This is a genomic window from Cupriavidus sp. SS-3 (assembly GCF_035818815.1).
GTDB lineage: Bacteria > Pseudomonadota > Gammaproteobacteria > Burkholderiales > Burkholderiaceae > Cupriavidus > Cupriavidus taiwanensis_C.
Genome location: NZ_JAYLVT010000001.1, coordinates 617901 through 642341, shown reverse-complemented (window position 1 = coordinate 642341; position 24441 = coordinate 617901). Strand labels below are relative to the sequence as shown.

23 protein-coding genes and 1 pseudogene are annotated in these 24441 nt (G+C 65.4%); 15 read left to right on the top strand and 9 right to left on the bottom strand.

Annotation, left to right across the window (positions count from 1 at the left end):
- Positions 1 to 30: 30 nt before the first annotated feature.
- The 5 genes from U9J39_RS02875 to U9J39_RS02855 all read right to left on the bottom strand — a co-directional run bounded on the left by U9J39_RS02875 (position 31) and on the right by U9J39_RS02855 (position 6230).
- Complete coding sequence (locus tag U9J39_RS02875; RefSeq protein WP_115713822.1) at positions 31 to 1005, bottom strand: Bug family tripartite tricarboxylate transporter substrate binding protein; 975 nt, start codon at positions 1003 to 1005, stop codon at positions 31 to 33.
- Positions 1006 to 1028: 23 nt separating this feature from the next.
- A complete protein-coding gene (ilvD, locus tag U9J39_RS02870; RefSeq protein WP_115713823.1) occupies positions 1029 to 2714 on the bottom strand; it encodes a dihydroxy-acid dehydratase in 1686 nt (561 codons plus the stop codon).
- Entirely contained in the window at positions 2711 to 4045 is a 1335-nt protein-coding gene (locus U9J39_RS02865) for an FAD-dependent oxidoreductase (RefSeq protein WP_116314034.1), read from the bottom strand. The genes ilvD and U9J39_RS02865 overlap by 4 nt, the downstream gene beginning before the upstream one ends.
- A 105-nt stretch (positions 4046 to 4150) precedes the next feature.
- Entirely contained in the window at positions 4151 to 5158 is a 1008-nt protein-coding gene (locus tag U9J39_RS02860; protein WP_115713825.1) for a LacI family DNA-binding transcriptional regulator, read from the bottom strand.
- A 196-nt stretch (positions 5159 to 5354) separates the two neighbouring features.
- On the bottom strand, positions 5355 to 6230 hold the full coding sequence (locus U9J39_RS02855) for a LysR substrate-binding domain-containing protein (protein WP_018008210.1): 876 nt from the start codon (positions 6228 to 6230) through the stop codon (positions 5355 to 5357).
- A gap of 131 nt (positions 6231 to 6361) precedes the next feature.
- On the opposite strand from U9J39_RS02855, the gene argH reads away from it, so the two are divergent.
- Complete coding sequence (argH, locus tag U9J39_RS02850) at positions 6362 to 7867, top strand: argininosuccinate lyase (protein WP_115713826.1); 1506 nt, start codon at positions 6362 to 6364, stop codon at positions 7865 to 7867.
- Positions 7868 to 7928: 61 nt separating this feature from the next.
- Positions 7929 to 8897, top strand: a complete 969-nt coding sequence (locus tag U9J39_RS02845) for a Bug family tripartite tricarboxylate transporter substrate binding protein (protein ID WP_116314032.1) — start codon at positions 7929 to 7931, stop codon at positions 8895 to 8897.
- 224 nt (positions 8898 to 9121) lie between these two features.
- Here U9J39_RS02845 and nfsB read toward each other — a convergent pair whose 3' ends face one another.
- Positions 9122 to 9775, bottom strand: coding sequence for an oxygen-insensitive NAD(P)H nitroreductase (gene nfsB / locus U9J39_RS02840; protein WP_115714293.1), 654 nt, complete (start codon positions 9773 to 9775; stop codon positions 9122 to 9124).
- Positions 9772 to 9957: a hypothetical protein gene (locus tag U9J39_RS02835; RefSeq protein WP_326346479.1), complete on the bottom strand. Its 186-nt coding sequence runs from the start codon at positions 9955 to 9957 to the stop codon at positions 9772 to 9774. Before U9J39_RS02835 ends, nfsB begins: the two co-directional genes overlap by 4 nt.
- Here U9J39_RS02835 and U9J39_RS02830 point away from each other — a divergent pair.
- The 6 genes from U9J39_RS02830 to U9J39_RS02805 all read left to right on the top strand — a co-directional run bounded on the left by U9J39_RS02830 (position 9934) and on the right by U9J39_RS02805 (position 14793).
- Positions 9934 to 10848 carry a LysR family transcriptional regulator gene (locus U9J39_RS02830; RefSeq protein WP_115713828.1) on the top strand — a complete coding sequence of 305 codons (915 nt, stop codon included), beginning with the start codon at positions 9934 to 9936 and terminating at the stop codon, positions 10846 to 10848. The genes U9J39_RS02835 and U9J39_RS02830 overlap by 24 nt on opposite strands.
- Positions 10849 to 11155: 307 nt before the next feature.
- Positions 11156 to 11920: a GntR family transcriptional regulator gene (locus U9J39_RS02825; RefSeq protein WP_326346478.1), complete on the top strand. Its 765-nt coding sequence runs from the start codon at positions 11156 to 11158 to the stop codon at positions 11918 to 11920.
- 11 nt (positions 11921 to 11931) lie between these two features.
- Positions 11932 to 12738 (top strand): transporter substrate-binding domain-containing protein, encoded by an 807-nt coding sequence (locus U9J39_RS02820; RefSeq protein WP_373429576.1) that lies wholly within the window; start codon positions 11932 to 11934, stop codon positions 12736 to 12738.
- A gap of 21 nt (positions 12739 to 12759) precedes the next feature.
- Positions 12760 to 13428 carry an amino acid ABC transporter permease gene (locus U9J39_RS02815; protein WP_326346477.1) on the top strand — a complete coding sequence of 223 codons (669 nt, stop codon included), beginning with the start codon at positions 12760 to 12762 and terminating at the stop codon, positions 13426 to 13428.
- Positions 13425 to 14081 (top strand): amino acid ABC transporter permease, encoded by a 657-nt coding sequence (locus tag U9J39_RS02810; RefSeq protein ID WP_116314030.1) that lies wholly within the window; start codon positions 13425 to 13427, stop codon positions 14079 to 14081. The genes U9J39_RS02815 and U9J39_RS02810 overlap by 4 nt, the downstream gene beginning before the upstream one ends.
- Complete coding sequence (locus U9J39_RS02805) at positions 14062 to 14793, top strand: amino acid ABC transporter ATP-binding protein (protein WP_326346476.1); 732 nt, start codon at positions 14062 to 14064, stop codon at positions 14791 to 14793. Before U9J39_RS02810 ends, U9J39_RS02805 begins: the two co-directional genes overlap by 20 nt.
- Positions 14794 to 14846: 53 nt before the next feature.
- Here U9J39_RS02805 and U9J39_RS02800 read toward each other — a convergent pair whose 3' ends face one another.
- Positions 14847 to 15770, bottom strand: a complete 924-nt coding sequence (locus U9J39_RS02800) for a LysR family transcriptional regulator (protein ID WP_326346475.1) — start codon at positions 15768 to 15770, stop codon at positions 14847 to 14849.
- Positions 15771 to 15931: 161 nt separating this feature from the next.
- Between U9J39_RS02800 and U9J39_RS02795 the strand changes: the two genes are divergently transcribed.
- The 7 genes and pseudogenes from U9J39_RS02795 (at position 15932) to metC (ending at position 22106) form a co-directional block, all read left to right on the top strand.
- Complete coding sequence (locus U9J39_RS02795; RefSeq protein WP_115683569.1) at positions 15932 to 16696, top strand: SDR family oxidoreductase; 765 nt, start codon at positions 15932 to 15934, stop codon at positions 16694 to 16696.
- Positions 16697 to 16902: 206 nt separating this feature from the next.
- A pseudogene (locus U9J39_RS02790) lies at positions 16903 to 17733 on the top strand (transporter substrate-binding domain-containing protein).
- A 170-nt stretch (positions 17734 to 17903) separates the two neighbouring features.
- Positions 17904 to 18647, top strand: a complete 744-nt coding sequence (locus U9J39_RS02785; protein WP_115713833.1) for an amino acid ABC transporter permease — start codon at positions 17904 to 17906, stop codon at positions 18645 to 18647.
- Positions 18637 to 19449, top strand: a complete 813-nt coding sequence (locus tag U9J39_RS02780; protein ID WP_116314027.1) for an amino acid ABC transporter permease — start codon at positions 18637 to 18639, stop codon at positions 19447 to 19449. The genes U9J39_RS02785 and U9J39_RS02780 overlap by 11 nt, the downstream gene beginning before the upstream one ends.
- Positions 19436 to 20308, top strand: coding sequence for an amino acid ABC transporter ATP-binding protein (locus U9J39_RS02775; protein ID WP_326346474.1), 873 nt, complete (start codon positions 19436 to 19438; stop codon positions 20306 to 20308). The genes U9J39_RS02780 and U9J39_RS02775 overlap by 14 nt, the downstream gene beginning before the upstream one ends.
- Positions 20305 to 20928, top strand: coding sequence for a cysteine dioxygenase family protein (locus U9J39_RS02770; protein WP_326346473.1), 624 nt, complete (start codon positions 20305 to 20307; stop codon positions 20926 to 20928). Before U9J39_RS02775 ends, U9J39_RS02770 begins: the two co-directional genes overlap by 4 nt.
- The gene (gene metC / locus U9J39_RS02765) at positions 20925 to 22106 is read left to right on the top strand and encodes a cystathionine beta-lyase (protein ID WP_326346472.1); all 1182 of its coding nucleotides are present in this window, start codon (positions 20925 to 20927) and stop codon (positions 22104 to 22106) included. The genes U9J39_RS02770 and metC overlap by 4 nt, the downstream gene beginning before the upstream one ends.
- Before the next feature lie 36 nt (positions 22107 to 22142).
- Here metC and U9J39_RS02760 read toward each other — a convergent pair whose 3' ends face one another.
- Entirely contained in the window at positions 22143 to 24365 is a 2223-nt protein-coding gene (locus U9J39_RS02760) for a rhodanese-like domain-containing protein (protein WP_326346471.1), read from the bottom strand.
- Between the last annotated feature and the right edge of the window lie 76 nt (positions 24366 to 24441).

The window sequence follows — 24441 nt, the reverse complement described above, 5'->3', positions numbered from 1 at the left end:
TCTCAAGGGCCGTTCGCATTCCGGGCTGGCTTATTCAGCGACCACCTTTGCCGACTTCGCGACAGCGCCCCACTTGTCGGTTTCGCTCTTGATATAGCGGGCAAACTCGTCAGGCCTGGTTGCCACCACTTCGGCACCAAGCGTCGCCAACTGGCTCTTCACTTCCGGCATGGCAAGCACCTTCATCAGGGCGGCACTCAGTTGCTTGATGATTTCCGGCGAAGTTCCGGCGGGTGCAACGAGACCGCCCCACGAAGAGGCGTCGAATCCCTTAAGCACGGATTCATCGATTGTCGGTGCATCGGGGAACGCCGGCACGCGCTTCTTACTTGCCACAGCGATGAGCTTGAGCTTTCCTCCAGTCACGAAAGGACGCGCAGCAACGGCCGTAGTGAACATCATGGACACCTGCCCGGCCATCACATCGGTCAGAGCCGGGCCATCGCCCTTATAGGGCACGTGCATCATGTCCGTCTTCAGCCCAGAGTTGAACATCTCGCCAACCAGGTGATTGGAGGAGCCATTGCCGGCCGACGCAAAGGTGTACTTACCCGGATTGGCCTTGACTTCTGCCACCAGCCCCTTGATATCCGCCGCCTTGACCTTCGGTCCGGCCACCAGCACGATCGGCACCGTGGTGGTTTGCCCGATTGGGGCGAAGCTCTTGTTGACGTCGTAGCCGAGGTTCGGGTAGATCGACTGGCTGATCGCATTCGGGCCGACGTTCGCCATCAGCAGCGTATAGCCATCTGCCGGCGACTTGGCCACCATCTCGGCCGCGATATTTCCGTTTGCGCCGGGCCGGTTCTCGACCACAAAGGTGGCACCGGTGACTTCCTTCAGCTTTTCGCTCAGCACCCGCGCGGTCGTATCGGATGCGCCACCCGGCGGGTATGGCACAACAATGCGCACAGGCTTATCGGGGTAGGCTGCCATGGCGATACCTGAGGCCAAGGCCGAAGCCGCGATGGCCGCACGACACGCAGTTTTGATCAATGCATTCATGATGTGTCTCCTCCAAGTCTGGTTTATCGAGGATGGATTGGAATCAGTACCGCGCCCCTGGCGAGCGGCTTCACCGTCTTGCTGTAGATGTTCAGCCAGCCTTGCTCCGCAGCCCCCTGGATGGGTGCTGCGTCGACCCGACGCGAAGCCATCTCCTTCTCGTCGACAAGCAAGTTGATCTGCCGTCCGGGAATGTCGATCTCGATCTCGTCGCCATCCCGGACAAGAGCCAAAGGGCCACCGGCTGCGGCTTCGGGGCACACCTGACCGACCGCGACCCCTCGGTTCAAGCCAGATAGCTGGCCATCGGTCACGACGGCGACCTTGCCGTTGAAGCCCGCGCCTTCGACGGCTGCGACGAATGACGACGCCAAGGCCACGCCTGGACCACCAATCGGCCCCATGCCACGCAGGCACGCTACGGTCCCCGCCGTGATACGTCCCTCCGCCAATGCCGCGATAGCTTCCTCCTGAGAGTGAAACACCATCGCTTTGCCACGAAAGCTTTCCGCCTTCTCGCCGGCATTGCCGAGCTTGAGAATGCTACCCTCGGGTGCAAGTGATCCCTTCAGGATGACCAGCGACGGTTTCGTAGAGACAGGATTGTCCAACGTGCGCAGGATCGACGGCGAAGGCGCCTCGTATTCGTCGAGAATTGCCTGCCACGTCTTGCCGGAGACCGTCAGGCACTCCTGCTCGATCATAGAGGTTAGACGCTTGATCGTCGCAAGGGTGCCACCGGCCGCTTCAAGCTCCTCCGTACGGTGCGGACCGTTGGGCTTGACGGTCGCAAGCAACGGCACCTCGCGGCCAAGCCGGTCAAACAGATCGTAGAGATCCACATCCGTGCCGGCTTCCTCCGCAACACCTTGCAGGTGGCGCAGCACGTTGATCGACGTCGACAGTGCCAATGCGACGCGCACGGCGTTTCGGAAGGCCGCCGGCGTCAGAATGCTGCGAGGCGTCAGACCTTCATTGACCATCTCGACAATGCGTGCGCCGGCGGCTCGGGCCTGGTCGACCATCGCCGGAGAGTTGGCCAGGACCGGACTGGCACCTGGCAGCGTCAGACCCAATGCCTCGCAGACGATGTGCATGGAGTTGGCAGTCCCAAGACCCGCGCACACACCGGGACTGCGCACGGCGCGCTTGCACATGCCGTCCAGGTCCTCGAAGGAGAGTTGACCAGTCACGTGCATGCCGACCTTCTCGAACACATCTTCGATGTCCACATGCTCGCCCTTGTACTGACCACTGGCCTGATAGCCGCAAATCACCACCAGTGTCGGAATGTCTAGCCGCGCAGCGGCCATCATTTGTCCGGGCGTCGTCTTGTCGCAGGAAGCCAGGCAGACCATGCCGTCGAGTTGTGCGCCCTCGACCTGCACCTCGATGTCGTTCACGATCAGGTCGCGGGACGGGAGGATGTAGCGGCCCTGCTTGCCTGCGCTGGTAATGAAGTCGCTGGGGGCGGCGGTGCGGACCTCGAAGGGTACGCCCCCTGCCGCGCGGATCGCCGCCTTCACGTGGGCGGATACGCCATCGAGGTGACTGAAGCAGCTCGACAGCTCCGACGAGGTGTTGACCACGGCAATCTTCGGCTTGTCCAGATCGGCATCGCTCAGTCCCAGGGCTTGCCACTGGGCCTTGCGCAGTGCCCAACGGGTCGTACCCGGGGCGAAATTGCTACGGTATTTCGGGGAATTCATTGCAAGGCTCCAAGGAAGGCACCATTGTTTTCCAGCACCTGCTGGATATCGGACGCCGGAACATGGTGAACGCTGATGCCGCGTGCCGCTGCCGTTGCAGCGGTATGTCCCGCCGCTTCGCCCATGGCGAAGCATTGCGCGGTGACTCTGATCGAGGCCTGCGCGCCATGAGTGGCCGATGCACAACGGCCAGCCACCATCAGGTTGTCGAAGCCTTCCAGCAGAAGCGAACGCAGGGGAATCTGGAAGTACGTGCCAGGCGGCAACCAGATCCATTTGGTCGCCCTGCCCGCAGCGTGGTCCTCCATTGGCCATGCACAGCACCCGATGGCATCGTCGAAGCGCGCTCCTTCGAGAACATCCTTGTCAGTGAGGACGTAGCTCCCGACGGTACGCCGACTTTCACGGATGCCGATCACCGCGCCCGTATCCATGACGAAGGCCGACTCGAATCCCGGCACGTACTTCCGGAATGCCTTCAGGTATGTGCAGACTTGTTGCCGCCCCGCAATCTCTGCCCGTGACATGACACTAAGGTCGAACGGGTTGGGCGATTTGCCGTCCACCGCCACTTTCGTGATGTTCAGATGCGCAAGCCCTGGCCGTTCGGCAAATACGCCGCCTGCGGTGCGAGGAAGGTCGTAGCCGTCGGCGACAGCCCGCTCAAGCCTTTCGCGAAGAGCCGGACGGCTCAAGCGGGCCAGCGAGTCGGTGTCTACGCCGCCGAACCGCACCATGGTGGTAGGAAACTGAAGATCGCCTTCCGAAATTTCGAAAGGCGCGCCGGCGAAGTTCACCAGGTCGGCATCGCCAGAGCAGTCCACGAACGACTTTGCCCGGATGGCGAGTCGCCCTTCCTTGGTCTCGATCAGCACGGCGTCCAGTTCGCGCTCTTTCATCGCGACCCCAACCACCAGTGCATGAAACAAGACCTCGACCTTTGCTTCCTGGACGAGTTGATCGAGGGCGACCTTCATGGCGAACAGGTCATAAGGCAGCGAAGCTGTCTCGAGCCATCGAGTCGTTTCCCCGAGGCCGTCAAGTGACCGCAGTCGCTCGATGACTTCGTTGCAGAACCCACCCACAATCTGCTGTATCTCTGTATCCGTGACCGCGTAGAGCCCACAGATGCTGCCCAGGCTCACCGACGTCAGGGTGCCGCCTAAAAAGCCTTCGCGCTCCAGAAGCAGTACCTTGGCACCCGTCCGCGCCGCGGCAATGGCGGCGGCTACCCCAGCAGCGCCACCTCCAACGACGCACACGTCTGCAGTGCGAAACACGGATGTCGACCGAGCAGGCTCGGACACCGCACCAAATGAATACGTAGTCATTTTTCCCTCAAAAAAACGCGTGATGCGGCTTCCCGCCGGTCAATCACGCTTTCCCAATAGTTTGGTTACGTAGTCATTATAAGCGCAATCGTAAAACTGCCAAGCTCAGGATGTTGTGCGTCGCAATACGAGATCATTAGGGAGCACAAAGGTGTACGGGGCCAGCTCCGGCGTAGTCATACGACGCTGGAGCCGGTCTACCACCTGCTCGACCATGGCAGGCAAGGGTTGCTGGACAGTGCTCAAGCTGATGCACTCCCACCTCGCCATGGGAATATCGTCATAGCCGACGATCCAGAGATCGCCCGGGACTTGCTTGCCACTGCGACGGGCGGCATCCAGCACACCGATCGCAACAATGTCATTGGTGCAGAACACTGCATCGACATCAGGGCGTTCAGCGAGCAGTGTCTGCATCGCCCGAAAGCCATACTCGTAGCTAAAGTCGGCGGCATCGGCCCGCACAAAGGCGTTCCCCTGGCTCAACGCGCCAAGCCCTTCCATGAAGCCTCGCTCGCGTTCGCGGATCGTGCTTGCCTTGGAACTCTTGCTGGACGCGGCCGAGATCAAGCCAATGCACTTTCTGCCCGCGGACACGAAATAGTCTGCAACCCGGCGGCCGCCGGCATAGTTGTCGCTCACGATGGTGTCGAACAAGTCGGTTCCGACAGAGCGATGGATCAGGATGATCGGCTTCTCGGCCGCGACTCGGGCCAGCATCTCCCTGGATTCATCCAGCGCGGCGGCAAAGATAACGCCATCGGTAGCGCTTTCGGCGAGCGCACGCACCGTTGCCTCGTCCATCTTTCCTTCGAGCTCCCAGACCGTTGTGCGGAAGCCCCGACTAGCGAGCCGATCAACTAATAGTTGGAGCAGCATCGGGTACAACGGGTTAGACAGGCTCGCGATCACCACCGCAACCGTCCCGCTGCGACGCGTCTTCATCTGTCGAGCTGCCGCACTGGGCGAATACTCGTAGTCTTGTATGACCTTTAAGACCCGCGCCTTGGTCTCCGGCTTCACCGATGGCAAATCCTGAAGCACACGGGAGACGGTGGTTTGTGAAACCCCTGCCAGGTTGGCTATGTCGATGCTGGTAAGCCGCTTGCTCATGGTGAGGTAGGAATTGCACACATTGCTGTCAATGCCCCGGATTCTAAACGAACCCTTCGAGGCCGCCCCGACACCGGAAGTGCCGCTGGTCCACAGGCCATTTTCACAATGAACTCATGGCGGATCCGGCCACCACGCACTGGCGATACTGACATGTACGGGAACGAACGGAGCCATCCCTCCAGCAGTTTTCAGCCTAGCCAGTAACTTTCCGCAAGCACGCCAGGAACCATTGCGCCAGCGCCGGCACCGGCCGCTGCGGATTGAACAGGATGTGGCTCTCGAAAGCGATCACCGGCTCGAACGGGATCGCCTTGACACCCGCCGGCTTCAGGCTGCGCACCACCAGCGGGTTGACCACGCTGACGCCCAGGCCCATGCCCACCATGGTGCAGATGGTGGCCGCGTAAGGCGTCTCCAGGGTCAGCACGCGCCGGTCTGCCGGCACGAACGCGGCGTCGACCGTGGCGCGGGTGCCGTCGCCATGCGTGAGCGAGATAAAGCGCTCGCCATCGAGGTCGCTGGCGTGCAGGCGGCGCTTGCGCGCGAGCCGGTGCGTCGCCGGCACGATGCACACGCCGTCCTCGCGGCGCAGCAACTCGCTGCGGATGCCGGTGGTTTCGGCCAGGTACGACACCAGCCCGATATCGCAGAAGCGCGCCGCGGTCCATTTGGCCACCGTGGGCGAATCATTGGTATGCACGGCGATCGGCACGTCCGGATAGCGCTCGCGGAAGGCCAGGATTGCCTGTGGCATCACGCTCATCGCGATCGACGGCACGGTGCCGATGCGCAGCGTGCCCACGCCGGATTCACGGATCGACCGGGCCGACGCGCGCAGGCTGTCGAGGCCGACGAAGGAGCGCTCCACATCGAGAAACAAGGCTTCGGCTTCGTCCGTCGGCGCGAGCCGGTTGCCGACGCGCTCGAACAGCCGGAAGCCCGCCTCGCGTTCCAGTTGCCCGATCACGCGGCTGATGTTGGGCTGCGAGGTATGGAGCTGCGCGGCGGCTTCGGTCATCGAGCGCGTCAGCATGACGGCGCGGAACGCTTCGATCTGCTTGTAGTTCATGGCTGGCGACGGTTGGGGTCAGCGGTTTTCGTGCAGCATATCAAATCCGTATGGGCATGACGGAAATACTGATTTGACGATATATGCGACGGATTTCCATACTGGCTCCATCGTTTCGGAGATCACACAGCATGGAATCCAAAGTCAGCCGACGCCTGACCCAGCCCACCGCCGCCGAGGTATGCGAGCACATCTACCTGCCCCGCCTGATGCGCGAATTCGGCAGCGGCTTTCGCTACCTGACCGATATCAACCAGGCCCACCTGCTGATGCTGCATGGCACCGGGCTGGTTCCGGCTGACGTTGCCGCGGTGCTGGCGCAGTCACTGCTGCGCATCGAAGCGGAGGGGCCTGCCGCCGTGCCGCTGGATCCCGCGCGCGAGGACGCCTACTTCAACTACGAAGCCCACCTGATGCAGATGGCCGGTGCCGACGCCGGCGGCAGGCTGCATGTCGCGCGCAGCCGCAACGACATCCTGGCCACGCATGACCGGCTGCGTGCACGCGACCTGGCGCTGGACATCCTGGAAGCGATGCTGGCGGTGCGCACGGCGGCGCTGGAGCGGGCCGACGCCCATGCCGCGGTGGTGATGCCCGGCTATACGCACCTGCAGGCGGCCCAGCCGATCACTTATGGCTACTACCTTGCCGGCTTTGCCGAGTCGCTCGGCCGCGATATCGCGCGCATGGAGCAGGCGCTGGCGCGCCTGGATGCCTGCCCGCTCGGCGCCGGCGCGCTGGCCGGCACCGCCTTTGCGATCGACCGCGCGGCGACGGCGCACTGGCTGGGCTTCTCCACCCATGCGCCGAATTCGCTCGACGCCGTGGCCTCGCGCGACTTTGCCTGGGAGATGCTGGCGGCGATCACCGTGGGTGCGGTCAGCTGGGGCCGCGTGGCGCAGGACCTGTACGTCTGGGCCACGCCCGAGTTCGGCCTGATCGACTTCCCGGACAGCGTCGCCGGCACCTCCAGCATCATGCCGCAGAAGAAGAACCCGGTCGTGCTGGAATACCTGAAGGGCAAGGGCGGCCACATGCTCGGCCTGCTGACCGGCGCGCTGGCCGCGCTCAAGGGCAGCCATTTCACGCACTCGGGCGACGGCAACCGCGAGAGCATGCGCGGCTTCTGGGAGGCCGGCGACGAATGCCTGCGCTGCCTGTCGCTGCTGCGGCTGGTGATCGCCAACGCCACGCCGCAACGTGCCGGCATGCTGGCGCGCGCGCGCCGCGATTTCTCCACCGCGACCGACCTGGCCGATGCGCTGGTGCGCGAGGCCGACATGTCGTTTCGCCAGGCGCATCACATCGTCGGTGCCGTGGTGCGCGACGCGCTCGACCAGCACTTGCCCGCCGACGAGATCAGCGCCGACATGGTCGATGCCGCCGCGATGCGCGTCGCCGGCCGGGCGGCCGGACTGGATGCCGCCGCGGTCGCCCGCTGCCTCGACCCCGAACAGGGCGTCGCCGCGCGCATGGCCGCCGGCGGGCCCGCGCCGGTACTGGTCCGCGACAACATCGCCGCCCAGCGCGCCGCCACGCATCATGCCCGCGAATCCCTTGACGCCACCCGGGCCCGCCTCGACGCCGCGCGCGCGGCGCTGAAGCGCTCGCTCAACCACCTCGCATCACAAAGCTGAGCCGCGCCGCACACCGCAGCCGGCATTGCCCTTATCCTTGTCCCACGGAGACCCTGCCCCCATGAAGAACCTTGCACATGCCCTGGCTGCCACCTGTCTGACGCTGGCGACGAGCCTGGCCACGGCCGGCCCCTACCCCGACAAACCCATCCGCATGGTGGTGCCCTTTCCGCCCGGCGGCACCACCGACCTGCTCGGCCGCGTACTGGCCACCCGCTTGTCCGAAACCCTCGGCCAGCAGGTGGTGGTGGACAACCGGCCGGGCGCCGGCGGCACCATCGGCTCGGACCTCGTAGCCAAGGCGCCGGCCGACGGCTACACGCTGATGTTTGGCACGGTGGGCACGCAATCGATCAACGCCACCCTCTACCGGAAGCTGCCGTTCGATCCGCAGAAGGATTTCTCGCCGGTGGCGCTGTTCGCCGGCGTGCCCAACATCCTGGTGGTCAATCCGAACGTGCCGGCCAGGAACGTGCGCGAGCTGGTCAGCTATGCCAAGGCCAACCCCGGCAAGCTCAATATGGGCTCGGCCGGCAACGGCACCACCAACCATCTGTCCGGCGAACTGTTCAAGTCGATGGCGGGTGTCGAGATCGTGCACGTGCCGTACAAGGGCAGCGGCCCGGCGATGGCCGACCTGCTTGCCAACCAGGTGCAACTGATGTTCGACAACCTGCCGGGCTCGCTGCCGCATGTGAAGGCCGGCCGCCTGCGCGCACTGGCCGTGACCAGCGCCACGCGCTCGCCGGCGCTGCCCGACGTGCCGACCATGGCCGAGGCGGGCATTGCGGGCTATGAAGCCGACGTCTGGTTCGGCGTGGTGGGTCCGCGAGGGTTGCCGCCCGAGGTATCCACGCGCTTGTCGCAGGAAATCACGCGCATCGCGCAAGACAAGGCGATGCGGGACAAGCTGGTGCAGGCCGGGGCCGCGCCGCTGACTTCGACGCCGGAGCAGTTCTCGGTGCTGATCCGCCGCGATACGGACAAGTGGGCGAAGCTGGTGCGGGCGTCGGGGGCGAGTGTGGATTGACGGGGATTGCTGGCGCTGGGTTGCCGGCGCCGGGCCCCATTCCTATATGCCGCGTGGATGACCGCCTCGATCTTGCCTCCACCATGCGAACTTCCCGCCATTATCTTTCCAATATCAACTCTGCCCGCCGCTGGTGGGCCAGAAGCTCGCCAAGGACGTGACACCTGAAGCTCGATACCGGGCGCGGGCGCAGGCCCAACCAGGCAACGATGGCTGAAACCGCCTCAGATATTGGTGAACACTACCTCTTTCGGCAGACGCGACTTCGGCAGTCCGGCATTGAAGTCCTGTTCGCTGCGGCGGCCCAACGACACCAGTACGACGCTGGTGAGGCCACGCTCGCGCAGATTGAGTGCCGCATCCAGCGCCGACGCGTCGAAGCCCTCCATCGGCGTCGCATCAATCCCCAGCATGCCTGCGCCCAGCAGCAGACCACCAAGGGCAAGATAGACCTGTTTCTCCATCCATTGCGGCACATCGCGCCGCTCGTAGCGATGCAGGTCCACATACGAACGACGGGTCTTGTCCTGACCTTCGCGAGCGCCTTGGATCTTGAACCGGCCGTCGCTTTCCTCCTGCGCAAGGATGGCGCGAAGATGCGCTTCGTCCAGGTCGGCACGCATGCACAGGGCGATCACGTGCGAGGCATCGACGATCTTCGGATGGTTGTAGGAAAACGTACCAGTGGCCGCCTTGGCGATCGTCTCGCGCCCCTCGGGCGTCGACGCCACCACGAAGTGCCACGGCTGCGAATTCACCGACGACGGGCTGTTGTGCAGCCAGGCCAGCAGCATGTCGACCTGTTCCTGGGGCAAGGTCTTACCGCCTTCGTAAGCCTTGACGGTATGGCGGGAAAGTACGGCGTCAGTGAAATTCATTTCTGCTCCAGTTCATGGTTCGGGAAATACGGGAATTCGTTCAACTGCGACTGCGTGTCGTCCGGCCGGGGCGGCCCGGACTGGTTTGGCATTTTCGTCGCTGCGGCGTTGTCGAAAAACTGGGAGAATCCGGCAAGACTTTCACTATCAGAGTGAAAATGATCAGACTCGACGATCTGCAACTGTTTTTGCGAACCGCAGCGCTTGGCAGCTTCTCGAACGCCGCTCGCGAGGCCGACCTGCTACCGGGGCAGGTCAGCGCCGCCATCCAGCGCCTGGAGAAAGAGCTCGACATCCGGCTGTTCGCACGGTCCACTCGCAGCCTGCGGCTCACTGCCGAGGGCGAGCAATACCTGCCGTATGCGGACGAGGCGCTGGCCAAGCTCAAGGAAGGCCGGGACCGCCTGCACGGCGAGCAGCATGCATTACAGGGCACGCTGAAGATCGCCGCCCCGTCCGACCTTGGCCGCAATATCCTGCTGCCGCTGCTGACCGCGTTCCGGGAATCCCACCCGAAACTTGTGCTCCGGCTGTCGCTGTCCGACCAGGTCTCCGACGTCTTTCGCGACCCGGTGGACATCGCCTTCCGGTATGGCATGAACGAAGGCGCCACTTATGTCGCCCTGCCGCTCGCGCCCGACAATCGCCGCGTGCTGGTGGCGTCTCCGGACTACCTTCGGCGCCACGGCCGGCCCGCATCACTCGACGACTTGCTCACGCACCAGTGCTTGCCCTATGTGTTGGGCGGCCGGGTCCATGACCGTTGGAGCTTCCCGAGCGCCGGCACGCGGCGGCAGATCACCGTCAAGGGCACGCTGATGTGCGACGACGCGGAAATCGCGCGGCGCTGGGCACTGGATGGACGCGGCATCGCTTACAAGTCCTGGCTCGACGTCTGCGATGACGTCGAAGAAGGCCGGCTGGAACTGCTGTTGCCTGATCAGCCTGGCGAGCCGGCGCCCCTCAACCTGGTCTGCCCGCATCGCCGTCAGTTCTCGCCCGCCGTCAGATACCTGCATGCCGCGCTGCTCGACCCACTGATGGCCATGAGCGCACGCAGGCGTGAACTGTAGAGATATCTGACCGAGCCCCATCGTGGTGAAGCATTGGCGTCAGCTATCTGGAGCAGCACTATTCCCCATTCCCGGCATGACGCAGCTCTGAAGAGGTAGCGGTAGCTCGAGGCCACCTCGCCGCGGCGTAGCGGTTCTGTTCGTAGAAATGCCCCGCGCCGCCCCGCATCGCGCACCATCGCCGCGCGACACGCCCCGTTTTGGGGAGTCGCTCAGCGCAGCTGCCGCTGTCGACCGGCGTTCCCGCTACTTTTTGGCGACAAATCTTGCATACAAGCATGGCATACCACTTGCTCAAGTGGTTGCCGTGAACGCCACCACCGAAAACTCCCCTGCTGACATCGCCAATCGCATCACCGAGGCAATGCTTGGCCAGAAGCTGCTCCCCGGCTCCCGCCTGGGCGAGCAGGAGCTTGCCACCTTGTTCGGCGTGAGCCGCACGCTGGTGCGTGAGGCATTGTCGCGGCTGGCGGCGCGGGGCATGGTAACCGTCAGCGCGCGACGCGGCTGGTTTCTGGTGGAACCTGACATTGACGATATCCGCTCGGCGTTCGACGCCCGCCGCATTATCGAAACCGGCTTGCTACGTGAAGTCAGCCCGGATCGGCCGGCGAATGCGCAGGCCATTCATTCGCTCAGAGTTCATATCGCACGCGAACAGGCCGCGCTCCAAGGCGACGACGCCAGCATGCGCAGTTTCCTGCTGGGCGATTTTCACGTTTGCCTGTGCGCATCATTGGGGTATGGCCTGTTGGTGGATACGCTGCGCGACCTGACCGCGCGCACGACACTGGTCGCCAGTCGAAATCAGTCCGCAGCCGATGCTCGCCGCTCCTGCGGGCAGCACGAAGGTATCGTCAACGCGCTTGCGGAAGGGGATGGCGTGCTAGCCGCGCGCCTGATGGCCGAACACCTTGGCGAGGTGCATACGAGTCTTGACGCCGTTGGCCCCGCCGACCCGCTCGCACACCTTCGCCAGGCGCTGGCCCCAGTAGCCCCGGCACGCGTTCCGCATTCCGCATCACCCGCCGCGGAGAGTTCCGCGGCAAACCCATTTCCATCCCGAACCTGAGGAAACACGCGATGTTCCAAGCCCTGTCCAAATCCAGATTGTCCCGCCGCGGCCTGATGTGTGCATTGCTGGCCGGTTTTTGCGCCGCCGTGCTGCCGGCGCAGGCCGATACGCTCGCCGATATCACCAAGGCCGGCGTACTGCGCGTGGCCGTGCCACAGGATTTCCCGCCGTTTGGCTCGGTAGGGGCCGATATGGCTCCGCAGGGCCTCGATATCGACGTGGCAGCGCTGATGGCCAAAAAGATGGGGGTAAAGCTGCAGTTGGTACCAGTGACCAGCACCAACCGAGTGCCGTATCTGCAGACGCGCAAGGTAGACCTGGTGATTTCAAGCATGGGCAAGAATCCCGAGCGCGAAAAAGTGCTCGACTTCTCCGAGGCCTATGCGCCGTTCTTCAATGGCGTGTTCGGCCCTGCGGACCTTGCCGTAAAAAGCGCGGCCGATCTGGCGGGCAAGACCGTTGGCGTCACGCGCGGTGCCGTGGAAGACCTGGAACTGAGCAAGATCGCTCCGGCCAGCGCGAACATCAAGCGCTATGAAGACAACAACGCCACGATCTCGGCCTTCCTGTCGGGGCAGGTACAACTGATTGCCACCGGCAACGTGGTGGCCTCGACGCTGATCGCCAAGCATCCGCCCAAGGCGCCCGAGACCAAGTTCCTGATCAAGAATTCGCCGTGCTTCATCGGCATGAACAAGGGTGAGAAGGCGCTGCAGGACAAGGTCAACGCCATCCTGGCCGAAGCCAAGAAGGACGGCTCGCTGAACACGCTGTCGATCAAGTGGCTGCTGCGTCCGCTGCCAGCGCAACTCTGACACGCACCGCCGATTAGAAGCATGGCTTACGCGTTCGATTTCGTGTCGGTGCTGGATTACACCGACGTGCTGCTCAAGGGCATCGCGGTCACGGCGCAGCTCACGCTGACGGGCGGTGTGCTTGGCGTGGCCGTGGCGTTGGCGGGTGCCTGGGCCAAGACCCAGGGACCCGCCTGGCTGCGCCCCGTGGTCAGTACCTATGTGGAGCTGATCCGGAACACGCCGTTCCTGATCCAGCTGTTCTTCATCTTCTTCGGGCTGCCCAGCCTTGGCGTGCATCTGCCCGAAATGGTGGCGGCATCGCTGGCCATGGTGGTCAACCTGGGCGCCTACGGCACCGAGATCGTGCGCGCCGGTCTGGCTGCCACCCCGCGCGGGCAGTTCGAAGCCGGCGCGAGCCTGGCCATGTCGCCATTCCAGGTGTTCCGGCACGTCGTGCTGCGCCCGGCATTGCAGAAGATCTGGCCAGCGTTGTCGAGCCAGATTGTGATCGTGATGCTCGGATCGGCTGTCTGCTCGCAGATCGCGGCGCAAGACCTGACGTACGCGGCCAATTTCATCCAGGGGCGAAACTTCCGCGCTTTTGAGGTCTATCTCGTGAGCACAGCGATCTATCTTCTTCTGGCTCTCGTGCTGCGGCAGTTGCTGCGCGGCATTGGCCGGCAGCTTTTTGCGCGGAGGGCAGGATGATCGAGTTCACGTTGTGGGATATCGTCCGCAACCTGGTGTTTGCAGCGCGCTGGACGGTGTTGCTGTCATTGGTTGCATTTGTGGGCGGAGGCATCGTTGGCCTGCTCGTGCTGTTGATGCGTACCGGCAAGCGCACGGCGTCAAGACGCCTGGCGCAAGCGTACATCGAGCTTTTCCAGGGTACGCCGTTGCTGATGCAGCTATTCCTCGCTTTTTTCGGACTGGCGCTGTTTGGCATCGAGGTGCCGGCGTGGCTGGCCGCCGGGCTTGCGCTAACGCTGTGGACGTCGGCTTTCCTGGCCGAAATCTGGCGCGGCTGCGTGGAAGCCATACCGCGCGGCCAGTGGGAAGCCTCAGGCAGCCTGGCCATGAACTACGTGCAGCAGATGCGTTACGTGATCCTGCCGCAGGCCTTGCGCATTGCCGTGGCACCGACCGTTGGCTTTGGTGTCCAGGTGATCAAGGGCACGGCGCTGGCGTCGATCATCGGCTTCACCGAGCTGTCCAAGGCGGGCACGATGATTGTGAACGCCACATTCCAACCCTTTACCGTATATGCCGCCGTGGCGCTGATGTACTTCGCGCTGTGCTGGCCGCTTTCGCAATACAGCAAGATGCTGGAAAGGAAATTCCATGCCGCTTATCGCCATTGATCAGGTTCGCAAGTCGTTTGGCAGCAACGAGGTGCTGAAGGGCGTTTCGCTCTCCGTCGAGCCGGGCGAAGTCATCGCCATTATCGGCAAGAGTGGCTCGGGCAAGAGCACGCTGCTACGTTGCATCAACGGGCTGGAAAGCATCGATGCGGGCGCCATCACCGTGGCCGGTGCTCACCTGGCCGACAGCGAACTGCAATTACGCGCGCTGCGGTTGAAGGTGGGCATGATCTTCCAGCAGTTCAATCTGTTTCCGCACCTCAGCGCCGGGCGCAACGTGATGCTGTCGCCGATGATCGTCAAGGGCGCGTCGCAGGCCGAGGCCCGTGAGCTGGCCGAACTGAACCTGGCACGGGTCGGGCTTTCCGCCAAGTTCGATGCGTATCCGGATCAACTGTCTGGCGGTCAGCAGCAGCGTGTCGCCATCGCCCGCGCGCTTGCCATGCAGCCGACCGCGCTGCTATGCGACGAAATTACCTCGGCGCTGGATCCGGAACTTGTTAACGAGGTACTGCAGGTTGTGCGCAGTCTCGCGGCCGATGGCATGACCCTGCTGATGGTGACGCACGAAATGCGCTTCGCGCGCGAGGTGTGCGACCGCGTAGTCTTCATGCATCAGGGCAAGGTCCACGAAACCGGCGCGCCCGATGCAGTGTTCGGCCGGCCACAGACGCACGAACTGCAGCAGTTCCTGGGAATGGTTGAGGCTTGACCTGCCGCGCAAACGCCAAGGGACTAATGGCGTGGGTATGCAGTCGCTCAACCTCAGCCTTGCTCCGGGCTGGCTGCCCACTCGTCCCAATACGGCGGACTCCCGATCGCCGCCCGCACGCATTCCGCAAAGGCGCGCAACCGCGCCGACACGCGGCGCCCTTCAGGGTGGGCAATGTAGATGGCTTCCTGCTCCGCCTGCAAGCCGATCTCGATCACTGCCAGCGCGCCGCGCCGGATGGCGTCGCCAACGATAAAGGTAGGCAGCAGCGCGATCCCTACGCCGGCTTCGGCGGCGTCACGCATCATGTCGCCGTTGTTGACGCGCAGCGCGATGTGGGCACGGACGATCTCAATGCCGCTGGAGCCTTGCAGGCGCCAGTCGGCCGCGCCGCGATTGGCATAGTAGATGCCGCGGTGCCGCTTCAGCTCTTCCACGGTGGCCGGGATGCCCATTTGCGCGAGATAGCCGGGTGACGCCACCAGCAGGCGACGGCTGGGCGCCAATTGCCATGCCACCAGCCGTGAACTCTCCAGCGGTCCGTGGCGAACCACGGCGTCGTAACTGTCGGTGGCGGCGTCGACGCGGCGATCATCGAGATCGAGCGTCAGTTCCAGTTCCGGGTGCCGCGCCACGAAGGGATAGAGTGCCGGCCCCAGGTGCATGCGGCCGAACGTGACAGGCGCGGAAATGCGCAGCGTCCCGGCCAGGCTGCCGCGCCGCTCGGCAACGTCGGTGACTGCTGCCTCCACCTCATCCAGGATGCGCCTGGCGCGCTCCGCGAAAGCGGCGCCGTCCTCGGTCAGCGTCAGGCGGCGCGTGGTGCGGCGCAGCAGGTTTGCGCCCACGGCTTTCTCTAGCTCGGCCAGGCGCTCGCTGACGACGGACTTGGAGAGGTTCAGGCGCCGGGCGGCCTCGCTGATGGAGCCTGCCTCGACCACGGCGGCAAAGCTCGCGACGCCTTCGAGCTTGATCATTGTTCTGAAAATCCGGAAAGTTGTTCCTCGAATTGCAGTCTAGTGCGAACCCAGGCCGTTGCCCATACTGGATCCACAAGGCAGCCGGATGTCCTGGCTGGCCAACACTGACACGGCGCCGCGCCCCTTACCCTGGCCGCGCGCCCGAATGGAGATCCATCATGGGACGCTTGTCTGACAAGGTTGCCCTCATTACCGGCGCCAGCTCCGGCATCGGCCGCGCGACCGCCTTGCTGTTCGCCGCCGAGGGCGCCAAGCTAGTGGTCGGGGCCCGCCGCCAGGCTGAACTCGACAGCCTGGTAGCGCAAATCCGCGAAGCTGGTGGCGAAGCTGTGGCACTGCCTGGCGACGTGCGGAGCGAAGATTACGCCAGCGCACTGGTGGCGTTGGCGGTGGAGCGCTACGGCCGGCTGGACATCGCCTTCAACAATGCGGGCACGCTGGGCGAGGGCGGCGCCAGCACCGGCGTATCCGCCGAGGGCTGGAACGACACCATCGCCATCAACCTGACAGGCTCGTTCCTGGGCGCCAAGCACCAGATCGCGCAGATGCTCAAACATGGCGGCGGCTCGGTGATCTTTACGTCGACGTTCGTGGGCTATACCGTTGCCTTCCCGGGGGTGGCGGCTTATGCGGCGAGCAAGTCCGGGCTGATCGGCCTGACTCAGGCACTGGCGGCCGAATTCGGGCCACAGGGCATCCGCGTCAATGCGATCCTGCCCGGCGCCGTCGATACGGACATGTATCGCAGCATGAATGACACATCGGAGTCGCAGGCCTTTATCACCGGCCTGCATGCGCTCAAGCGCGTGGCACGGCCGGAAGAATTGGCCCGTTCGGTGCTGTACCTGGCGTCGGATGATTCGTCGTTCGTCACCGGCACTGCCTCGCTGGCCGATGGCGGGGTGTCTATTACGCGCACCTGAACCCGAACGTTTGCGGCGCGGATCGATCGGCCCTGCTGGGGCGATGCAAGGCCGCTTCAACTTCGAAGCGCCCTGGCAGCGCCGGAGCGCACGCGCCAATGCGCCACGGACTGGCCAGGAACCTGTATATCCATATCCGAAAGCCTTCTTTGTTTGCTGGGGCGCAGGGCGATAGCATCGTCTCCTCCTTGTTCTTATGCTCAGACATGCCCGCGCTCCCGTTCCTTCGCCTCGCCGCTGCCGCGGCACTGTCCTGCCTTACCATCAACGCCGCCTGGGCAGATGCCACGCTGGATCGCATCAAGCAGCGCGGCAAGGTCTCCATCGGCGTGCTCGTCGGCGGCAGCCTGTTCGGCTCGATCGATCCCGTCACGCAATAGCCCGTTGGCTGGAATCCCGACCTGGCCCGTGACCTGGCAAAACGCTTGGGCGTGGAAGCCGAACTGGTTCCTGTGCAGCCCTCCAATCGCGTGCAGTTCCTGCAACAAGGCAAGGTGGACCTGCTGATTGCGTCGATGGAATACAACCCCGAGCGCGGCGAGCTGCTGGGCTATGCGCCAACGCCGTTTTACCGCGTCGGCGGGACCGCAGCGGTGTCAAAGCGCAGCGGTATCGCCAAGTGGGACGACCTGCGCGGCAAGACCGTCTGCGCGTCGCAGGGCAGCAGCTACGTCAAGCCGCTGCAGGAGCAGTACGGCGCGCAGGTACGCGGCTTCAAGACCTCCGCCGAATCCTTGCTGGCTCTGCGGGGCGGCCAGTGCGTGGCCGCGGTTCACGACGCAACGCTGATCCACCCGCTGGTCCGCAGCAATGCCGACTGGACCGACTACGCCGCGCCGATTCCCACCGAGATCCTGCCGGCGCCTTCGGTGGTCTGGACCCGCAAGGGCGAGACGGACACCATCGCCGCAGTGGACAAGATCGTCCAGGAATGGCACCGCACGGGCTGGCTGATCGCCACGGAAAAGCGGCTTGGCATCACGCCGCCGCAGCCTCTGCTGCCCGAACTGCAAGCACGCTTCAAGAACGCGTCCTGAGTGGGACCCTCGGGCCCCTGCGTTACGGCGCCCTTCTGCCATGAAAAGAGTCTTCCTTCCATCCCCGGCCATCTCGCCGGGCGACTTCGCCGTCTTTGCAGAGCGTGAAAGGCCATGAAGGCATGCCGACCTGGCCATGCGCCGCAGCCGGCGCAAGCGGAGGTGGCGGCATGACCGATATCCTCGCCTCGGTTGTCGCCACGCTCAAGCCGCTGGGGCTTGACTATGCCTTCGTTCTCGACGCGGGTGAACGTTCAGCGTTCCTGCGTGGCCTGGTCGTGACGCTGGAGCTTTGCCTGCTCACCATTCCCTGCAGCCTGGCCGCCGGCATCGTGCTGGCGGCGATGCTCACCTCGGGCCGCCGCGCCCTTGCCGCGCCGGCCCGCGCCTTTGTCGAACTCACGCGCAACACGCCCACGCTGGTGCAGCTCTACTGCGCGTTCCTGGTGCTCAACATGCTGATTACCCAGCAGCTGGCCAGCCGCGGCACCGGCAATCCGCTGACGCCCTTCGTCTGGGTGGTGATCGTGGTCTCGCTGCACAAGGCGGTGTTCCATGCCGAGGCGCTGCGCGCCGGTATCGAGGCGGTGCCGCGCATCACGCTGGAGGCGGCGCGTTCGCTGGCCTTCTCGCGGCGCCAGTTGCTGCTCCAGGTCGAACTGCCGCTGGCGGTGCGCTTTGCCTTGCCGGCACTGGTCAACAACGTGGTGGACCTGGTCAAGATGACTGCCGTGGCATCGGCCATCGCAGTCGGCGACGTGACCTATGAATCCATCATGATCTGGACCCAGCGCGACAACGTGCTCGAACTGCTGTTGCTGATCCTGGCCTGGTTCGGCCTGCTGACCTGGCTGGTCAGCCGTGCAGGTCGCTGGCTGGAAAGCCAACTGAGGATGCCCGGCTATGGCCAGTGAATCGATTCTCCCGGCCGCCAGCGGCCGCCCGCCATTGCCGGCGCGCGCGCTGCGCGCCCCCTGGTGGCTCGCATGCGCCGCGGTGGCGGCATTGCTGCTGTTCTGGACCCTGGCCGACAGTACCCCGGCGGCGCTGCGCAGCCTCTGGACCTGGACCCCTGCACTGCTGCGCGGGCTGCTGGCCAATATCGAGATCAGCGTGTTCGCCATGGCGCTCGGCACCGTCGCCGGCCTGCTGATCGGCGCGCTGTCCTTGTCGTCGCATGCCGCGCTGCGCGGGTTCACGCGCACCTGGGTGCAGGCGTTTCGTAACGCGCCGGTGCTGGTACTGGTCTATTTCACCACCTATGTGTTCCCGTTCGAGCTGCACCTGGTGCACTGGACGTTTCCGTTCCCGGACTGGCTCAAGGTCGTGCTGGGCCTTGCGTTGCCGGCGAGCGCCAACGTTGCCGAGATCTTCCGCGGCGCGATCCAGTCGATCCCGAGCGCGCAATGGGAAGCGGCGCAGTCGCTCGCCTTGCGCCGCCGCCAGATCTTCCGCCTTGTGGTGCTGCCGCAGTGCCTGCGGCGCATGCTGCCACCATGGATGAACCTGTACGCCAGCATCACGATGAGCACGTCGCTGGCATCGCTGGTCGGCGTCCACGACGTGGTCGACACCGCGCAGGTTGCCAGCAACACGGTGGCGCGCACCGACTTCACGATCCTGGTCTACTTCAGTCTGCTGGTCCTGTTTTTTGCTTACTGCTACCCCATCGCGCGCGCGACCCGTGCGCTGGAACGCCGCCATGAACGCCACTGAGTCCTTCCTGCGCCGGGACACCGGCAGCCACGCCGCGACCCCGCTGGTACAGCTGCGCGACGTCCACCTGAGCTTTGGCGCGAACGCCGTGCTAAGCGGCATCGACGTGGACGTGCGCCGCGGCGAAGCCGTCACCATCATCGGCCCGTCCGGATCCGGCAAGAGCACGATCCTGCGCTGCATCACCGGCCTGCTGCGGCCGCAGCGCGGGCAGATTCGCGTCGGCGACACCGCCGTCGAGACCTTGCGCGGCGAGGATGAGTTCATCGCATTGCGCAAGCGGGTGGGCTTCGTGTTCCAGCAGTACAACCTGTTCCCGCACCTGACGGTGCTGGAGAACCTGGTGCTTGCCCCGACCCGGGTCATCGGCCGGCCGCGCGCAGATGCCGAGCGCGAGGCGCGGGCGCTGCTCGCCAGGGTGCGGCTGTCGGACAAGGCCAGTGCCTACCCGGGCGAGCTCTCCGGCGGCCAGCAACAGCGCGTGGCGATCGCGCGCGCGCTGGCGATGCAGCCCGAGCTGATCCTGTTCGACGAGGTGACCTCGGCGCTCGATCCCGAGACCGTCGGAGAAGTGCTGACCGTGATCCGCGAGCTTGTCGAAGATGGCATGACCTGCGTACTGGTGACGCATGAAATGCGCTTCGCCGCCGAGATCAGCGACCAGATCTACTTTACCGAGGCTGGCCGCATCGTCGAGCACGGCCCGCCGGCCCAGATCTTCGGCAAGCCGCAGCACGAACGCACGCGCGCGTTCCTGCGCCGCGCGCTGGGCGCGATCCCGCGCCTGCCGGCCGAATTCGATGCCGCCTTCGCGCCGGCGCCTTCCCCCTTTCCCGCTGACGGAGTCTCCGCACCATGAGCCATTCTTCTCCCGCCGAACGTCAGGCGGCCCGCCGCAAGGCAGTGGCCGCCGCACTGATCGACATCCGGCGCCTGGCTGCCGGCCAGCCCGACCGCGCGGCGCTCGATGCCGTGGCCGCGCGCCTGCAGGCGCTGGCGGCGCAGCGTGAACTATTCACCCGCGAGGACTTTCCGCCCCCGGCGGATACGGCCAGCGGCGCTTCGACGCGCTACCGCCTGAACCCCGATGACGGCGACGACGCCGCCGCGCTGTACCTGAACTCGATCAATCCAGGCAAGACCACCATCCCGCACAACCACGACACCTGGGCCGTGATCGTCGCCGTGGAGGGCCGCGAGTTCAATCGGGTCTACCGCCGCACCGACGACCGCAGCGACCCGGCCTTCGCCCGGCTGGAAGTCGCGCGCGAACTGACGGTCGAGCCCGGCACGCCGATCGCCTTCCTGCCTGACGACATCCACAGCATCCATGTGGTTGGCGACGCGCCGACGCTGCATTTCCACTGCTATGGCCGCCCGCTTGAAACGCTGACGGGCCGTTACGGCGTGCATCCGGAAACTGGTGAAATCGTCAATTACAACGCCACGCAGATGCAGCCGAGCAAGGTGGTGGCATGAGCGAAGCGGGCAGACATACGCGCTTGCTGCATGCGGGGGCGCCGACGCTGCGCGACGGCGCAGGCCCGGTCAATGTACCCGTGGTGAGAACCAGTACGGTGCGCTTTGCCAGCCAACAGGCGCTGGAATCGCGCCAGCACCGCCGTGCCGCAGGCGAACGCATCGCCTCCTACGGCCGCCACGGGCTGGACACGCATGAGGCGCTGGAAGACGCGCTGACCACGCTCGAAGGCGGGCATCGCGCATTCCTGGCGCCTTCCGGGCTGTCGGCGATCACGCTGGTGCTGCTTGCCCTGGTCGGCCCTGGCGACCATGTACTGGTCTCCGACAGCGTCTATGCGCCCGTGCGGCGCGTCGACAAGACGCTGCTGCGGCGCCTGGGGGTCTCCGTCGAATACTTTTCGCCGGCGCATGACGACCTGGCCGCGCTGATCCGGTCGGAGACCAGGCTCGTCTATCTGGAATCGCCAAGCTCGTTGCTGTTCGAGGTGTTGGACCTGCCAAAGCTGGCCGCGGTGGCGCGCGATCGGGGCGTGCCGGTGGCCGTGGACAATACCTGGAGCGGCGGGTGGTTCCTGCAGCCCCTGAAGCTCGGCGCCAATATCTCGATCCAGGCCGCGACCAAGTATATTGCCGGGCATTCCGACGTGATGCAGGGCGCGGTGGTGGTGGACAGCCCCGCGCTGGCGGAACGCGTCGCCACCGCGCACGAGGCGCTCGGCCTTGCCATCGGCGCCGACGACGCCTACCTGTCGCTGCGCGGCCTGCGCACGCTGCCGTTGCGCCTGGCCCAGCACCAGCGCAACGCCACCGAGGTCGCGCAATGGCTGCAGCGCCATCCCCAGGTGGGCCGCGTATTTTACCCGGCGCTACCCGAAGACCCTGGCCATGCGCTGTGGCAACGCGACTTCAGCGGCGCCAGCGGGCTGGTGTCGTTCGCATTCCAAGACGCCGGGGCCAGCGCGGCCAGTGCGTTCGTCGACGCGTTGCGGTGGTTCTCGATCGGCGCCTCCTGGGGCGGGTATGAAAGCCTGGCGCTGGTCGCCCCGCCGGAACGGCTGCGCGAACACCGGGCCTGGCTAGGCAATGCACCCGTGGTGCGGCTGCACGTCGGACTCGAAGACACACAGGACCTGCTGGCCGATCTGGACCAGGCCTTCCACCTCACACTGGCGTGATATGGGCTGCGCGCGCCGTGGTTGGACGCGCTCATTTCAGTGCGCCAGCAACCGGATGCCGATGTCCCCCTCGCGCTCGAGCTGCGCAACCAGGCCGATCTCCCAGTCCAGGTAGGCCCGGAAGCCCGCGTCGCGCTGCGCCGCATCGGCGTGGTGGTACGGGCTGTACCAGTAATCGTCCTCGCCGGTCAGCACGCCCTGCGCGCCGCTGCCGGTGGATAGCCCTGCGGCCGTCCAGGCCTGCGTGCCGCCGGCCAGGAAGCGCACGTCACGGCCGCTGCGCGCCGACAGCTCCGCCGCCACGATGCGTGCGAGGACGCCGTCCGACGACGTGATCAGCACTACGTCATCGGCGCGAATCCGGGCAATCAGCGCCTCCAGCCGGTCTGGCACGGCGAACTGTGCGGCGGCAACATGGCGCTTCTCATAGGCGGCGCGGCGCTCGACGTCGAAGATGCGCGCACGGCCCGCCTGCAACAGCGCCTCGGCCTGCTGCACGGACACCGACTGGGCTGCCGGCCGCGACGACAACACGCGCAGCGGCTCCGGGCCGGTGTCCACCGCGGCGTCGGCCGGCGGGGCATACACGAACACCTCGTGCGCGCCCAATTGCGCCAGCCATGCGCCGGTGGTCAGCGCCCGCACACCATCCCAGTCGGCAAGCACGATCCGCGCATGGCGCGTTGCCGCGTATTCGTCCGTCGCCTGCACCAGTTGCCCGCCTGGCGCCCAGCGCCAGCCCGGCAGGTGGCCCGCCTCGTATTCGCCTCGCGTGCGCACATCGAAGCGATACAAGGTGTGCTGGCCGGCTTCGCGCTCCAGCCGCGCGAGGCCGGCATCATCGAGACGGCGCACGCCGGCGCGGCAGGCCACGGCCTCGGCACGGGCCCGGGCGGCGTCACGGGTCGCGCGGGCCGGCTCGGGCAGCGGCGTATGGCGTCCGTGCGCCAGCGTGCGGCCATTCAGCAGCCAGGCCATGGTGCCGTCCTTGAGCGAGACCACGGGGTTGGGCACCCCGGCGTCGATCAGCGTCTGGGCACCAACGATGCTGCGGGTGCGCCCCGCGCAGTTGACCACGACCAGGGTTTCGGGGCGCGGCGCCAGCTCGCCGATGCGGTAGACCAGTTCCGCGCCGGGCAGGCTGTGCGCGAACGGCAGGCTGAAGTCGGCAAATTCCTCGGTGGTGCGGCTGTCCACCACCACCAGGTCATCGCCGCGCTCGAGGCGCTGCTGCAGTTCTTCGGCGCTGATCCATGGCGTGTGCTTCTGGTGCTCGATCACTTCGCCGAAGGCCTTGCTGGGCACGTTGCTGCCGCTGAAGATCTCGAACCCGGCCGCCGCCCATGCCTGCGTGCCGCCGGTCAGCACCGACACGTTGCGCCAGCCCAGGCGCAGCAGCTTGGCCGCGGCCTGGTGCGCCAGGCTATCTCCGCCATCGCCGCCATCGGTCAGCACGATGCGGGTGTCGCGGCGCGGCACCAGCCGGTCGGCCAGCAGCTCCAGCCGCCACAACGGGGCGGAGGCCGCAAGCAGCAGATGCCCGCGCACGAAGACCCCGGTCTCGCGCACATCCAGCAGCGCGATCTCGTCGCCGTCGGCCAGCGCCGCCTTCAGCGCGAAGGCCTCGATGGCGGCATGGGCGATATGCCTGGGCGGCCCGAAATGCCGATAGCTGCCGCCGGCGGCGCCTTCGAACACCACGCGCCCGCTCAGCCGGTCCAGCGCCAGGCCGTAGAAATGCAGGTGCAGGCCGGGCTCGTTGCCAACCAGCTCGATGGTATGGACGTCGTCGGGCAACAGCGTGACGGAGCTGCCGCTGACGACATCGCTGCGGCCGGTCTCGCTCAGGCGAGCGCGTGCGGGGTCGTCGGTGGCCTCGCGACGATAGAAGACATTGCGCTCGTTGCCGGTGATGCCGGCAATGATGGCCCAGGTGGTGTGGTCATGCGGTGGCTGCGCCTTGCCAGGCAGCCCGGCCGACACGTACAGCGCATAGCGGCCATCGAGATCTTCGGAAAGGCGATAGACCTGCGCGGGATTGTCGGCCGAAACCGGAAACTGCGCCGACGGGAACAAGTCGCGTTGCGCGCCCAGCCGCTCCAGCGCCCGCGCCACCGTCTGCAGCGTCTCGCGGTCGGCAGGCTCTGCTCGCTCCAGCAACTGTCTTGCCTCGGCGATGAATGCGGCCACGGCCGCGTGGCGCCGGCTGGCAACGTCGCTGCCCGGCACCGCTGATGGGGAAAGGTTCTGTTGGGTCATGCGGCGACTGTAACGCCGCGACCAAAGCGGTGCCAAAGAAGGCTTTCGCGTATCGACATGCTGTGCGCTTCCACCC

Excerpts from the sequence above, each read along its gene's own strand:
- U9J39_RS02815 (WP_326346477.1), top strand. The coding sequence starts at position 12,760 with ATGGCTTACGCGTTCGATTTCGTGTCGGTGCTGGATTACACCGACGTG.
- U9J39_RS02780 (WP_116314027.1), top strand. The coding sequence starts at position 18,637 with ATGGCCAGTGAATCGATTCTCCCGGCCGCCAGCGGCCGCCCGCCATTG.
- U9J39_RS02810 (WP_116314030.1), top strand. The coding sequence starts at position 13,425 with ATGATCGAGTTCACGTTGTGGGATATCGTCCGCAACCTGGTGTTTGCA.
- U9J39_RS02775 (WP_326346474.1), top strand. The coding sequence starts at position 19,436 with ATGAACGCCACTGAGTCCTTCCTGCGCCGGGACACCGGCAGCCACGCC.
- U9J39_RS02795 (WP_115683569.1), top strand. The coding sequence starts at position 15,932 with ATGGGACGCTTGTCTGACAAGGTTGCCCTCATTACCGGCGCCAGCTCC.
- U9J39_RS02760 (WP_326346471.1), bottom strand. The coding sequence starts at position 24,365 with ATGACCCAACAGAACCTTTCCCCATCAGCGGTGCCGGGCAGCGACGTT.
- U9J39_RS02805 (WP_326346476.1), top strand. The coding sequence starts at position 14,062 with ATGCCGCTTATCGCCATTGATCAGGTTCGCAAGTCGTTTGGCAGCAAC.
- U9J39_RS02845 (WP_116314032.1), top strand. The coding sequence starts at position 7,929 with ATGAAGAACCTTGCACATGCCCTGGCTGCCACCTGTCTGACGCTGGCG.
- U9J39_RS02770 (WP_326346473.1), top strand. The coding sequence starts at position 20,305 with ATGAGCCATTCTTCTCCCGCCGAACGTCAGGCGGCCCGCCGCAAGGCA.
- U9J39_RS02855 (WP_018008210.1), bottom strand. The coding sequence starts at position 6,230 with ATGAACTACAAGCAGATCGAAGCGTTCCGCGCCGTCATGCTGACGCGC.
- argH (WP_115713826.1), top strand. The coding sequence starts at position 6,362 with ATGGAATCCAAAGTCAGCCGACGCCTGACCCAGCCCACCGCCGCCGAG.
- nfsB (WP_115714293.1), bottom strand. The coding sequence starts at position 9,775 with ATGAATTTCACTGACGCCGTACTTTCCCGCCATACCGTCAAGGCTTAC.
- U9J39_RS02865 (WP_116314034.1), bottom strand. The coding sequence starts at position 4,045 with ATGACTACGTATTCATTTGGTGCGGTGTCCGAGCCTGCTCGGTCGACA.
- U9J39_RS02830 (WP_115713828.1), top strand. The coding sequence starts at position 9,934 with ATGATCAGACTCGACGATCTGCAACTGTTTTTGCGAACCGCAGCGCTT.
- U9J39_RS02820 (WP_373429576.1), top strand. The coding sequence starts at position 11,932 with ATGTTCCAAGCCCTGTCCAAATCCAGATTGTCCCGCCGCGGCCTGATG.
- metC (WP_326346472.1), top strand. The coding sequence starts at position 20,925 with ATGAGCGAAGCGGGCAGACATACGCGCTTGCTGCATGCGGGGGCGCCG.
- U9J39_RS02800 (WP_326346475.1), bottom strand. The coding sequence starts at position 15,770 with ATGATCAAGCTCGAAGGCGTCGCGAGCTTTGCCGCCGTGGTCGAGGCA.
- U9J39_RS02860 (WP_115713825.1), bottom strand. The coding sequence starts at position 5,158 with ATGAGCAAGCGGCTTACCAGCATCGACATAGCCAACCTGGCAGGGGTT.
- U9J39_RS02875 (WP_115713822.1), bottom strand. The coding sequence starts at position 1,005 with ATGAATGCATTGATCAAAACTGCGTGTCGTGCGGCCATCGCGGCTTCG.
- ilvD (WP_115713823.1), bottom strand. The coding sequence starts at position 2,714 with ATGAATTCCCCGAAATACCGTAGCAATTTCGCCCCGGGTACGACCCGT.
- U9J39_RS02785 (WP_115713833.1), top strand. The coding sequence starts at position 17,904 with ATGACCGATATCCTCGCCTCGGTTGTCGCCACGCTCAAGCCGCTGGGG.